At 73.3% G+C, this 12767-nt stretch carries 10 protein-coding genes; 5 read left to right on the top strand and 5 right to left on the bottom strand.

All coding sequences use genetic code 11. The annotated features are described in order from the left end of the window. Position 1: 1 nt before the first annotated feature. From J1M44_RS01275 to J1M44_RS01265, 3 genes are read right to left on the bottom strand one after another with little or no spacing between them, the layout of a single operon-like run. Positions 2 to 1006 (bottom strand): NAD(P)-dependent oxidoreductase, encoded by a 1005-nt coding sequence (locus J1M44_RS01275; RefSeq protein WP_206480405.1) that lies wholly within the window; start codon positions 1004 to 1006, stop codon positions 2 to 4. A gap of 24 nt (positions 1007 to 1030) precedes the next feature. Further along, on the bottom strand, positions 1031 to 1552 hold the full coding sequence (locus J1M44_RS01270; RefSeq protein ID WP_002856610.1) for a gamma carbonic anhydrase family protein: 522 nt from the start codon (positions 1550 to 1552) through the stop codon (positions 1031 to 1033). 55 nt (positions 1553 to 1607) lie between these two features. Continuing rightward, on the bottom strand, positions 1608 to 2513 hold the full coding sequence (locus tag J1M44_RS01265; protein ID WP_206480404.1) for a formyltetrahydrofolate deformylase: 906 nt from the start codon (positions 2511 to 2513) through the stop codon (positions 1608 to 1610). Positions 2514 to 2691: 178 nt separating this feature from the next. Here J1M44_RS01265 and J1M44_RS01260 point away from each other — a divergent pair, with 178 nt between their 5' ends. Next, positions 2692 to 4272 carry a hypothetical protein gene (locus J1M44_RS01260; protein WP_206480403.1) on the top strand — a complete coding sequence of 527 codons (1581 nt, stop codon included), beginning with the start codon at positions 2692 to 2694 and terminating at the stop codon, positions 4270 to 4272. A gap of 105 nt (positions 4273 to 4377) precedes the next feature. Here J1M44_RS01260 and J1M44_RS01255 read toward each other — a convergent pair whose 3' ends face one another. Then, complete coding sequence (locus J1M44_RS01255; RefSeq protein WP_060974379.1) at positions 4378 to 5892, bottom strand: catalase; 1515 nt, start codon at positions 5890 to 5892, stop codon at positions 4378 to 4380. 227 nt (positions 5893 to 6119) lie between these two features. On the opposite strand from J1M44_RS01255, the gene glyA reads away from it, so the two are divergent. The 4 genes from glyA (at position 6120) to J1M44_RS11920 (ending at position 11283) form a co-directional block, all read left to right on the top strand. After that, positions 6120 to 7400: a serine hydroxymethyltransferase gene (glyA, locus tag J1M44_RS01250; protein WP_010079361.1), complete on the top strand. Its 1281-nt coding sequence runs from the start codon at positions 6120 to 6122 to the stop codon at positions 7398 to 7400. A gap of 7 nt (positions 7401 to 7407) precedes the next feature. Continuing rightward, the gene (locus J1M44_RS01245) at positions 7408 to 8319 is read left to right on the top strand and encodes a bifunctional methylenetetrahydrofolate dehydrogenase/methenyltetrahydrofolate cyclohydrolase (protein WP_206480402.1); all 912 of its coding nucleotides are present in this window, start codon (positions 7408 to 7410) and stop codon (positions 8317 to 8319) included. Positions 8320 to 8448: 129 nt separating this feature from the next. Beyond that, positions 8449 to 9435, top strand: coding sequence for an ABC transporter ATP-binding protein (locus J1M44_RS01240; protein WP_126860606.1), 987 nt, complete (start codon positions 8449 to 8451; stop codon positions 9433 to 9435). A 3-nt stretch (positions 9436 to 9438) separates the two neighbouring features. Then, complete coding sequence (locus tag J1M44_RS11920) at positions 9439 to 11283, top strand: ABC transporter permease (RefSeq protein WP_206480401.1); 1845 nt, start codon at positions 9439 to 9441, stop codon at positions 11281 to 11283. A 16-nt stretch (positions 11284 to 11299) separates the two neighbouring features. Here J1M44_RS11920 and J1M44_RS01230 read toward each other — a convergent pair. Then, positions 11300 to 12767: MFS transporter (locus tag J1M44_RS01230; protein WP_241252680.1), on the bottom strand; the 1468-nt coding region annotated here is incomplete at its 5' end.

The following is a 12767-nucleotide window of genomic DNA, read 5'->3' as shown; positions in this document are numbered from 1 at the left end:
GTCAGTACCCGCCCTCGGCGTCCACCAGGCCCTCCAGCTCCGTCCCGGCCGCGCGGGCCCGCACGTTCCGCTCGACCCGCGCGTGGAGCAGCGGGACGCACATCTCCGGGGTGTCCGCCGTGTGCGGCGTGATGAGCGCACGCTCCTCCGTCCAGAGCGGGTGGCCCTCCGGCAGCGGCTCGGGGTCGGTGACGTCCGTGCCGTAGCCGTGCAGCCGGCCCGCCGCGAGGGCCTCGACGACGGCGTCCGTGTCCACCAGCGTCCCGCGGGCGATGTTCACGAGCACGGCGTCCTCGTCCAGGAGGGCGAGGCGGTCGGCGTCGAACAGGCCGCGGGTCTCGTCCGTGGCGGCCGCGGCGATCATCACGACCTGCGCACCGGGCAGGACCTCGTCGAGGCGGTCGGTCGTGACGGTGCGGTCCGCGCCGGGCACGTCTCCCGCGCGTCGGCGGACCGCGGTGACGTGCACGTCCCAGGTCTTGAGCAGGCGGATGTACTCCTGTGCGATCCCGCCGCCGCCCACGACCACGGCGTTCAGGCCGTTCAGGGTGCGGCCGGAGGAGGGGCCCCACGTGGTGGCGCGGACGCGCGCGGGCAGGTCCCGCAGCAGGGCCAGGGTGAGCAGCAGCGCGTGTTCGGCCACCGGCGGCGCGTACGTCCCCTTGGCGGACGTCCACACGATGTCCGGGTGGCTGCGCACGAGGGGGACGAACGGCTCGATCCCGGCGAACGGGAACTGCACCCAGCTCACCCGGGGGTGGGCGGCCAGGGCCGCGGCGAGCGCATCGACCGGGATCGGGCGGACCATCAGCAGGGCTGTGGCGGAGGCGTCGCCCTCGGCCACGGCGGCGCCGCCGACGTCGGCCACGGCCTGCTCGGCCAGCCGACGGGCGTGGGCGTAGGGGGTGCCGGCGACGTCCTGCGCCGCGGGGAGGATGAGCAGACGCTCGGGGACGTCGTCGGGCGTGGTGCGGGGGAGAGCGGAAGAGGTGGGCATGGTGCCCACCGTCCCACATCCTCCGGGCCGAGTTCAGCCGGCGACGGCGTCCCGGTGCGCGGCGGAGAGCCGCAGGTAGGTGGCCGCGTTCTTCTTCAGGCCCTCCCGCTCCTCGTCCGTGAGGGGGCGGCGGACCTTCGCGGGGACGCCCGCCACGAGCGAGCCGGCCGGGACCTGCGTCCCCTCGAGCACCAGGGCGCCGGCGGCCACGAGTGAGCCGGTGCCGATCACCGCGCCGTTCATCACCGTGGCGGACATGCCGATCAGGCAGTCGTCCTCCACGGTGGCCCCGTGCACCACGGCGGAGTGGCCTACGGAGACGCCGGCGCCGAGGGTGCACGGGAAGCCCTCGTCCGCGTGCAGCACCACGTTGTCCTGCAGGTTGGTGCCCGCGCCGACCCGGATGGGGGCGGAGTCGCCGCGGGCGGAGGCGCCGTAGAAGGCGGAGGAGCGCTCGGCCATCTCGACGTCGCCGGTGATCGCGGCGGTCGGGGCGAGGAAGACGGACTCGTGGATGCGCGGGGTGGCACCCGCGACGGTGATGATGTGGGCCATGCCACCAGCCTAGGTGTGGAGGACGACGGCGCCGCGTGGCGCCGTCGTCCCTGGCTCAGCTGAAGACGACGGTCCGCCGGCCGTCCGTGAGGACGCGGTGCTGGGCGTGCCAGCGCACGGCCTGCGCGAGCGTGGAGCCCTCGACGTCGCGGCCGCGGGCCACGAAGTCGGCGGCGGTCTGGGCGTGGGTCACCGGCTGCACGGACTGCGCGATGATCGGGCCCTCGTCCAGGTCGGCGGTCACGTAGTGGGCGGTGGCGCCGATGAGCTTCACGCCGCGTTCGTGCGCCTGGTGGTAGGGGCGGGCGCCCTTGAAGGAGGGCAGGAACGAGTGGTGGATGTTGATGGCCATCCCGGCCAGGTCCCGGCACAGCTCGTCCGAGAGGATCTGCATGTAGCGGGCCAGCACCACCAGCTCGATGTCGAACTGGGCGATCAGGTCGCGCAGCCGGTCCTCCGCGGCCTCCTTGGAGTCCCGGCTCGCGGGGTCCTTGGAGACGGGCACGTGGATGAAGGGCACGCCGTAGAAGGAGGCGAGCGGCTGCAGGTCCAGGTGGTTCGAGACCACCACGGGGATCTCGATGGGCAGGGTGCCGGCGCGCTGCTGGAAGAGCAGGTCGTTGAGGGTGTGCCCGTCCTTGGAGCACATCACGAGGGTGCGCATGCGGTGCGCCGCGTCCCACAGGCCCATGCGCATGCCGAACTCCTCGCGCACCGGCGCGAGCGCCTGCTCGATGTCCTCCCGCACGGCCGGGGTCACGAACTCCACGCGCATGAAGAAGTCGCCGGTGTCCGGGGAGCCGTACTGCTGCGACTCGGTGATGTCCGCCTCCACGCCCAGCAGGGCGCCCGTCACGGCGTGCACGATGCCCTTGCGGTTCGTGCAGGCCAGCGTGAGCACGTGGGCGTGCTCCGCGCCGGAGGCGGGGGAGGGGCTGGGGGAGAGGGCTGCCGTGTCCATGGCGTCGATGGTAGGCGGTGCCGGCCGCACGGAACCGCGGGATGACGGGGCTGATCCCTGGTCGGGGGGCCGGGCCCCGTGTCATCCTCAAGATCAGGTTCCCCGCCGCGCGGCGGCGCGGGAAGCAAGACGCGGCGCCCGGCCCGGCCGGTCGCCCCAGACGACCGAGGAGCACCCCATGGCACAGTTCACCCTCTACTGGATCATCGCGGCGATCATCGTCGTGCTGCTGATCCTGATCATCCTCTCGGTGATCGCCTCCCGCCGTCGTCGCGAGGCCGAGGCCGCCGAGACCCGGCTCGAGCGCCGGGGCGTCACCGCGGACACCGCGGGTGAGCAGGCGGCCGCCCCCGCGGCCCCGACCCGCCTCTCCCGCCTGGACGAGGTGGCGGCCGAGGAGGACGCGCGCCCCGCAGCCGCGGAGAAGCCCGCCAGGGGTCTGGCTGCGTTCGACACCGCCGCGGCGGACCGCGAGACCGACGAGTCCGTCGCCGGCGTGGCCGGCGGTGCGGGGGTGACCGTGGACCAGCAGGACGCCCCGCGCACCGACGCCACCGCCGCTGAGACCCACCGTCGCGATGCCGCGGCTCCGGCCACCCGGGGCACGCTGCGCCCCGCCGCGGCGGCGCCGAGCACGGCGCGCGAGGCGAACACCGTGGGCCTGGGCGCGGCCGGTGTGGCCGGCGGCTCCGGCGTCACCCTGGACGAGCAGACGCCCGCGGCCGACGTCCCGGCGACCCCGGCCTCCCCGTCCCCGGAGACCGAGACGACCGCCCCGGCGGCACCGGCCCCTGCGGCCCCGCAGCACAGGAGCCACCTCACCCCGGCTCCCGAGCACGTGCACGGGACCGTCCCCGCCGACGAGGTCGCCACCGAGCACACCCCCACCAAGGACTTCGCCACGGACGCCATCCCCGTCCCGCAGGGCGAGCACCTCGAGACGCACACGGTCGCCACCACCGCGCACGGCTCGGTCACGGTCGTGGCCGCCGAGTCGGACCAGACCCAGCAGAACGACGCCGACGGCGCTGAGCGCTCGGCCGCCGGATCCCTGCGCATCGACGGCACGCCCGGCGTGCCCGGTCGCGTGGTCGAGGCGGGCCGCGAGTCGACGCGCACCGAGGACCACCGCGCGGACGCCGCGCAGCCGGCGGCGGTCGAGCCCGCGGCCGAGCGCCCGTCCCTCGAGGCCGCCCCGGCCACCCGACGGGCCGAGGCCCCGGAGACCCACGCCGGCACCACGCCGGCCACGCCCCTGGGCGGCGCCCCGGAGCTGGATCCGACCGCGGCCCCGTCCGGCCGTGCGGAGGACGCCACCCCGGCGACCCGCCGTGAGGCCCGCGCCGCCCAGTCGGCGGCAGCCGCTGGGACCGCCGGGACTGCTGGGACCGCCGGGACTGCCGGGACCGCCGGGACCGCTGAGACCGCCGCGCCGACGTCGTCGACGCCCACGACCGTGGCCCCGGACACCTCCACCTCCTCCGCCCCCACGGATGAGGAGCCCGCCGAGGACGACACCGAGGGCGCCGCCCTCCCGGACCTGCGGGCGGACCGCGACGAGACCCGAGGCTCGGACGCCGAGGGCGAGTCGAAGCTGGCCCAGGCCGGGGCCGTGGCGGCCTCCGCGTTCGAGACCGTGCGTGACAAGGTCGCCGTCCCGCTGCGGGACAACGTGGCCGTGCCCGCCAAGGACAAGGCCGTGAAGGTGATCAAGGACAAGCTGGCCCAGGCGCAGGAGCGCCGCTGGGGCAAGCGCTGACCTGAACAACCGCCCCACGACGACGGCGGCCGCCCCCTCGTGTGAGGGAGCGGCCGCCGTGCGTTCAGCGGAGCGCGCGCGGGCGCCCGCCGGGGGAGGGAGCCGTCAGATACGGGCCTCGCCGCCGGCCTCGACGCCCGGGATGCCGTCGCCCTCGTGGCGCTTGACCTCGTCCTCGATGCGCTGGCCGATCGTGGCGTCCACGTTCTTCCAGTACTCGAAGGCGCGGGCCTGGACGTCCTGGCGGACGCCCTTCAGCGCGCCGGCCACGGTCTCCACGAAGTCCTCGCGCTCCTGGGCCGAGAAGACCTCCCGGACGAGGGTGCCGGCCTGGCCGAAGTCGTCGTCGTCCGCGCGCAGGGCCTGGGCCTCGCGGGTCAGGGTGCCGTCGGCCTCCCAGCCGTCGTCCACCGGGCCGGTCTCGTCCGACCAGGAGTCGCCGTTGGAGTTCGGCGCGTAGGTGGAGCGGTCGCCGGTGTGGTCGTACCACATCTGGCCGTCGAAGGCGTAGTTGTGCACCGCGTTCTTGGGACGGTTCACCGGCAGCTGGTTCACGTGGGCGCCCACGCGGTACAGCTGCGCGTCGTGGTACGCGAAGGCGCGGCCCAGGAGCATGCGGTCCGGGGAGAGGCCGATGCCCGGCACGGTGTTGCTCGGGCTGAACGCGGCGGACTCGATCTGCGCGAAGTGGTTCTCCGGGTTGCGGTTCAGGGTCAGCGTGCCGACCTTGATGCGCGGGTAGTCCTTCTTGGAGATCGTCTTCGTCAGGTCGAAGGGGTTGAACCGGTAGGTCTTGCCCTCCTCGTAGGGGATCGCCTGGATGTAGAGGTCCCACTTGGGGTGGTCGCCCTTGGCGATGGACTCGAACAGGTCCTGGCGGTGGAAGTCGGCGTTCTCGCCGGCGATCTTGGTGGCCTCGTCGTTCGAGAGGCCGTGCACGCCCTGCTGGGAGATGAAGTGGTACTTCACCCAGTGCTTCTCGCCCTGGGCGTTGACCCACAGGTAGGTGTGGGAGCCGTAGCCGTTCATCTCACGCCAGGTGCGGGGCAGGCCGCGCGGGCCCATCAGGTAGGTGACCTGGTGGGCGGACTCGGGGTTGTTGGTCCAGAAGTCCCACTGCATGGTGGCATCGCGCAGGCCGGAGTCCGGCAGACGCTTCTGCGAGCGGATGAAGTGGGTGAACTTCATCGGGTCACGCAGGAAGAAGACCGGGGTGTTGTTGCCGACGATGTCGTAGTTGCCCTCCTCGCTGTAGAAGCGCAGCGCGAAGCCGCGCACGTCGCGCCAGGTGTCCGGGGAGCCGAGCTCGCCGGCCACGGTGGAGAAGCGCAGGAGGGTCTCGGTCTTCGTGCCGGGCTGGAACACGAGGGCCTTGGTGTACTTCGACACGTCCTCGGTCACCTCGAACTCGCCGAACGCGCCGGAGCCCTTGGCGTGCGGGCGGCGCTCCGGGATGTTCATGCGGTTGAAGTGCTGGTGGGTCTCCAGCAGGTGGGTGTCGTGCAGGACGATGGGCCCCTCGCTGCCCACGGTCAGGGACTGGCGGTCGCTGACGGCCGGGGCGCCGTTCTGGCGGGTGGAACCGGTCGCGTGCGGGGTCGTCTTCTGGTACTCCGTCATGGAACTCTCCTTCGTCGATCGACGTCGGCCGCGCACCGATCGGCGCGGTGGGCGGCGTCACCCCCGATCTTGGCATATTTCTGAATCAGTCAAAAGAACCGTGTGCCGGGGTCGGCCGCCGGGGCCGCGGGCCGCCGTCGCGCAGGCCGGACGACGGCGCCCGGTCACTAGGATGGAGGGCACCGGAGCCTTCCGGCCGCACAGACCCCCGTTCGAAGGGAACCCCCGTGACGCAGACGCCCGACATCAACACCCAGCCCCTCGCCGAGGTGGACCCGGAGATCGCCGCGGCGCTCGCGGACGAGCTCGGCCGCCAGCGGGGCACGCTCGAGATGATCGCCTCGGAGAACTTCGTGCCGCGCGCCATCCTCGAGACGCAGGGCTCGGTGCTGACCAACAAGTACGCGGAGGGCTACCCCGGCCGCCGCTACTACGGCGGCTGCGAGTTCGTGGACGTGGCCGAGAACTTGGCCATCCAGCGCGCCAAGGACCTGTTCGGCGCCGAGCACGCCAACGTCCAGCCGCACGCCGGCGCCCAGGCCAACGTGGCCGTGATGACCTCGCTGTTGGACCACGGGGACACGATGATGGGCCTGTCCCTGGCGCACGGCGGCCACCTGACGCACGGCATGAAGCTGAACTTCTCCGGCAAGAACTACAGCATCGCCGCGTACGAGGTGGAGCCGGACACCCACCGCATCGACATGGACAAGGTGCGCGAGAAGGCCCTCGAGGCCCGGCCGAAGGTGATCGTGGCCGGCTGGTCCGCCTATCCCCGTCAGCTCGACTTCGCCGCCTTCCGCTCGATCGCGGACGAGGTCGGCGCCCGGCTCTGGGTGGACATGGCCCACTTCGCCGGCCTCGTGGCCGCCGGCCTGCACCCGAACCCGGTGCCGCACGCCGACGTCGTCTCCTCCACCGTGCACAAGACCCTCGCCGGCCCCCGTTCGGGCTTCATCCTCTCCACCGAGGAGCTGAAGAAGAAGATCGACTCCGCCGTGTTCCCGGGTCAGCAGGGCGGCCCGCTGATGCATGCGATCGCGGGCAAGGCCGTGGCCTTCAAGATCGCCGGCTCCGCGGACTTCAAGGAGAAGCAGGAGCGCACCCTGGCCGGCGCGCAGATCCTGGCCGAGCGCCTGACCGCCCCGGACATGGCCGAGCACGGCATCTCGGTGCTCACCGGCGGCACGGACGTGCACCTGGTCCTGGTGGACCTGCGCGAGTCCCAGCTGGACGGCAGGCAGGGCGAGGACATCCTGCACGAGGTCGGCATCACCGTGAACCGCAACTCGGTGCCGTGGGACCCGCGTCCGCCGATGACCACCTCCGGCCTGCGCATCGGCACCCCCGCGCTGGCCTCCCGCGGATTCGGCGAGGCCGAGTTCCGCGAGGTGTCCGACGTCATCGCCGAGGCCCTCAAGCCGAGCCCGGACGTGGAGGCGCTGCGCGCGCGCGTCGTGAAGCTCACCGAGGACTTCCCGCTGTACGACGGCCTCGAGGGCTGGTGAGCCGCCGATGACCGCGAAGGTCCTGGACGGCAAGGCCACCGCCGCCGCGATCAAGGAGGAGCTGCGCGGCCGCGTGGCCGCCCTCGCCGAGCGCGGGCACACCCCGGGCCTCGGCACCCTGCTCGTCGGCGAGGACGCCGGCTCGCAGAAGTACGTGGCGGGCAAGCACCGCGACTGCGCCGAGGTGGGCATCGAGTCCATCCAGCGTGAGCTGCCCGCGGACGCGACACAGGAGCAGATCCTCGACGTCGTGCGCGAGCTGAACGAGGACCCGGCCTGCACGGGCTACATCGTCCAGCTGCCGCTGCCGAAGCACGTGGACACCCAGAAGGTGCTCGAGGCCATCGACCCGGACAAGGACGCGGACGGCCTGCACCCCATGAACCTGGGGCGGCTCGTGGCCTCGGTCGGCGGCGAGCTGGACTCGCCGCTGCCGTGCACCCCGGCCGGCTGCGTCGAGCTGCTGGGCCACCACGGTGTGGAGCTGGCCGGCAAGCACGTGCTCGTGATCGGCCGCGGCGTGACCATCGGCCGGCCCGCCGGCCTCGTGCTCACCCGCCGCGAGGTCAACGCCACCGTGACCCTGGCCCACACCGGCACCACGAACCTCGACGAGCTGCTGGCGAGCGCCGACGTCGTGATCGCCGCCGCCGGCTCCGCCCACATGGTGAAGCCGGAGCAGGTCAAGGAGGGCGTGATCGTCCTGGACGTGGGCGTCTCCCGCGTGACCGGGGAGGACGGGAAGTCCCGCGTCCTGGGCGACGTGGACCCGGCCGTGAAGGAGAAGGCGTCCTGGATGGCGCCGAACCCGGGCGGCGTCGGTCCGATGACCCGCGTCATGCTGCTGGCGAACGTCGTCGAGGCCGCCGAGCGCGCCGCCGACGGCGAGGACTGGGCGGGGGAGCGGGCCGGAGCCTGACCTCTCCCACTTCCGCGACCAACCCTGCGATATGGCCCCCATCCACCCCGGATGGGGGCCATATCGCAGGGTTCGCCGCCGAGGGGGCGGGACGCGTGCGGGCGGGTGGTGCGCCTATGCTGTCGGCTTGTGAGTCACACCACTCTGCCCGCCGCCCCGGCCTCCGCCTCCGTCATCCGTGCCCGTGGGCTGCGCAAGCAGTACGGCGAGTTCCACGCCGTGAAGGGCATCGACCTGGACGTGCGCCCCGGGGAGTGCTTCGGCCTGCTCGGCCCCAACGGCGCGGGCAAGTCCACCACCATGCGCATGCTCGCGGGCACCTCGCAGCGCACCGCGGGCGAGCTGACCATCCTGGGCATCGACCCGGAGGAGGACGGGCCGGCCGTCCGTGCGCGCCTGGGCGTGGTGCCGCAGCAGGACAACCTGGACGAGGAGCTCACCGCCCGGGAGAACATCCTGATCTACGGCCGCTACTTCGGCCTGCCCTACTCGTACCTGCGGCCCAAGGCCGAGGAGCTGCTGGCCTTCGCCCAGCTCACCGAGAAGGCGGACGCCAAGGTCACCGACCTCTCCGGCGGCATGAAGCGCCGGCTCGTGATCGCCCGCGCCCTGGTCAACGAGCCGGCCCTCTTCCTCCTCGACGAGCCCACCACGGGCCTGGACCCGCAGGCCCGCCACATCCTGTGGGACCGCCTCTACCGGCTCAAGGAACGCGGCACCACGCTGCTGCTGACCACGCACCACATGGACGAGGCGGAGCAGCTGTGCGACCGGCTCGTCGTGGTCGACGGCGGCGAGATCATGGCCGCCGGCACCCCCGCCGAGCTCATCCGCGAGCATGCCTCCCGCGAGGTCCTCGAGGCGCGCTTCGGCGCGGACCGCAACGAGGCCGCGGCCCGCACCGTCCAGGCCCACGCGGGTGACGGCGTGGTGCACCGCGTCGAGGTCCTCCCGGACCGCGTCCTCGTCTACGCCCGACGCGCGGACGACCTGCACGACGTCGTGCAGCGCCTCGTCGACGAGGGCGCCCTGCCCGCCCCCGTCACCACGCTGACCCGCCGCGCGAGCCTCGAGGACGTGTTCCTCATCCTCACCGGCCGCACCCTGGTGGACTGACCCGTGCCGTCCCCCACCACGCCCGCCGAGCCGCTGCGCCCGCCGGTCACCGCGGCGGCGTCCGCGGAGCGCGTGAAGCGCCGCGGCGTCCTGCTCTACGCCGAGCACCAGCTGCGGTCCATGCGTCGCTACGGCGCGGTGCTGCTCGTCGGGGCGCTCGGTGAGCCCGTGCTCTACCTGCTGGCCATGGGTCTGGGCCTAGCCCAGCTCATGGGCGGCGGGATGCCGCAGGACGCCCTGGGCGGGGTCTCCTACGTCGCGTTCATCGCCCCGGCGCTGCTGGCCTCGGGCGCGCTGATGACCGCGTCCGTCGAGTTCTCCTACCCGGTGATGGGCGGGTTCCAGTGGCAACGCACGTACTACGCGGCGCAGGCCACCCCGCTGTCTCCGGCGCAGATCGCCCTGGGCCACCTCGTGGCGGTGAGCCTGCGGTTCGTGTTCCAGGCCGCCGTGTTCCTGCTGGTGATGCTGGCGTTCGGCGTGGTCTCGAGCCCGTGGGCGTGGGTGCAGGTCCTCACCGCCACGCTCGGCGGGCTCGCCGTCGGCGCGCCGATCATGGCGTTCGCGGCCTCCCTGCAGGAGGACAAGGGCCAGTTCGCCACCCTGCAGCGGCTCGTGGTCATGCCCCTGTTCCTGTTCTCCGCCACCTTCTACCCGCTCGAGGCGCTGCCGGTGTGGCTGCGCTGGATCGGCTGGCTCTCCCCGCAGTGGCATGCCGCCCAGCTCGGCCGCATTCTCTCCTACGGGATGGCCGAGCCGGCCTGGCTCACCGTGGTGCACGTGGCGTTCCTGCTGTCCCTCGCGCTCGGCGGGGCCTGGCTCGCGGTGCGGATCTACACGCGCCGCCTCGGCTGGGTCCGCGGCACCCCGGACCGCGACGCCGTCACGGCCGCCCGCCGGGACCGTGCCCCGCGCCTGGGCCGCCGTGCCGCGCGCACCGGGGCCGCCCGCGCCGACGTCGCACCCGCCGCCGCGCAGGCGGAGCCTGCCGCGCCGTCGTCCTCGGTGGCGCGGGAACACGCCGTCGCCGTGCCGCCCCTGCCCGAGATCCCCGTGCGCCGCGGCCCGCTGGCCGGCGCGTACTCGGGCAACGTGCGCGCGGTGATGGAGCGGGCGTTCCTGTCCCTGAAGTCCAACAACTGGGTGGTGTTCTTCTCCGGGTTCTTCGAGCCCGTGCTCTACCTGGCCTCCCTGGGGCTGGGGCTCGGTGCGCTGGTCGGCGACGTGGCCGGCCCGGACGGCACCCCCGTCCCGTACGGCATGTACCTCGCCCCCGCACTGCTGGCGGTCTCGGCGATGAACGGCGCCATCTACGACTCCACGTGGAACGTGTTCTTCAAGCTGCGCTACGCGAAGACGTACCAGACCATGCTCTCCACGCGGCTGGGCCCGCTGGACGTGGCACTCGGGGAGATCGCGATGGCGCTGCTGCGCGGGCTGATCTACGCGGTCGGCTTCCTGATCGTCATGACCGTGGCCGGGCTCGTCACCTCGTGGACGGCGCTGCTCATGATCCCTGGCGCCCTGCTCGTGGCGCTGGGCTTCGCCTCCCTCGGCATGGCGGTGACGAGCTGGATGAAGACGTTCCAGCACATGGACTGGGTCCAGATCGTGCTGATGCCCATGTTCCTGTTCTCAGCCACGTTCTTCCCGCTCGCGGTCTACCCGGAGCCGATCCAGTGGGTGATCCGCGTGTTCCCGCTGTGGCATGCGGTGGAGATGATGCGCGCGCTCGCGGTGGGCGTGCTGAGCTGGGCGACCGCCGGCCACGTCCTCTACTTCGTGGTGATGGCCGGCGTCGGGGTGTGGCTGGCCGCCCGCCGGCTCGGCGCGCTGTTCCTGCGCTGAGGCCCCCGCGGGCCGGTCAGGCCGCGCGCACCGCGCGGCGCCGCCGGACCACGTCCAGGGCCGCGACCACGGCGGTGAGCGCCCAGCACACGGCCACCATGCCCATGGCGGTCGAGGCCGCGTGCGCGTACGCCGCGGCCGACGGCGGCCCGGCGCTCTGGGCTGCGGCGCCGGCCAGGGCCGCGAAGAACGCGCCCGTCACCACGGACAGGCCCAGGGCGGTGCCGAGGCGCTGCGCCGTCTGGGCGACGCCGCCAGCCGCCCCCGCCTCGTGGCCGGCGACGTCGTCCATCATCAGCACCTGCGTGCTGGTGAGCAGCAGGGCCTGCGAGGCCGACTGCACGATCAACCCCACCCCCACGATCCACGGCGACCACGCGCCGGCCGCGCTGCGCTCGAACGCGAGCGCCAGCACCCCCAGCGACACGAGGCCCACGAGGGCGCCGAGCAGCACGAGCACGGGCCCGCGCCGCTGCACCATCGAGCCCACCCACGGGGACAGGGAGGCCACGACGACGGCGCCGGGCAGGCCCACGAGGCCGGCCTCGAGCGGCGTGAACCCCATGCCGCGCTGCAGGAAGATCGCCACGATCGCGAACACCGCCGGCATCGTGGCCAGGTAGATGGTGGACTCGAGCGCGCCGATCGTGAAGGACGGCCGCCGGAACAGGGCCGGGTCCACCATGGGCTGCACGCCGGTGGCCGACGCCCGGGCCTTCACGTGCTTCTCCCACAGCCACCACGCCGTCACGAGCGCGGCGGCGAGCACCAGCAGCCAGGCGGTGCCCGGGACGATGAACGGCACCATGAGGCTCACCCCGCCGGCGCCGAGCAGCAGGGCGCCCACCGGGTCGAGCGCGGCGATCCCGCGCGGTCCGGGGGCGGCGGGCAGGCCGTGCACGCGGGTGGGCGGCGGCAGCCAGAGGGCGCCCATCGCGACGGCGGCCAGGCCCACGGGCACGTTCATGAGGAACGTGGAGCGCCAGCCCCACTCGGGGCCGAACGCGCCGAGGAACAGCCCGCCGAGCAGGGGTCCCACGGCCACGCCGAGGCCCACCACGGTGCCGAAGAGCCCGTAGGCCCGCCCGCGGGCGCGGCCGTGGAAGTTCGACTGGATGAACCCGATGACCTGGGGGTTGAACACACCCGCGCCCAGGCCCGTGAGCAGGCGCCCCGCGTTGAGCAGCAGGGTGTCCCCGGCCAGGCCGGAGAGCAGGGAGCCGAGCATGTACAGCGTGATGCCCGCCAGGAACAGGCTCTTGCGGCCCCACAGGTCGCCGGCGCGGCCCGCGGCCACGAGCACGGTGCCGAACGTCAGCGTGTACCCCGCCAGCACCCACTGCAGATCCGCGCTCGTGGCGTCCAGGCCCGACTCGATGGCCGGCAGCGCCACGTTCACCACGGACACGCTCATCAGAGCGAGGAAGAGCGGCATGAGCAGCGCGGTGAGGATGCGGCGCTGGTCCTGTCTCTTATACAAATCT

It is taken from the genome of Micrococcus sp. KRD128 (genome assembly GCF_017168395.1).
Classification (GTDB): domain Bacteria; phylum Actinomycetota; class Actinomycetes; order Actinomycetales; family Micrococcaceae; genus Micrococcus; species Micrococcus luteus.
Note: the sequence above shows the minus strand (reverse complement) of the source record. Positions and strands in the feature narration are given on the sequence as shown.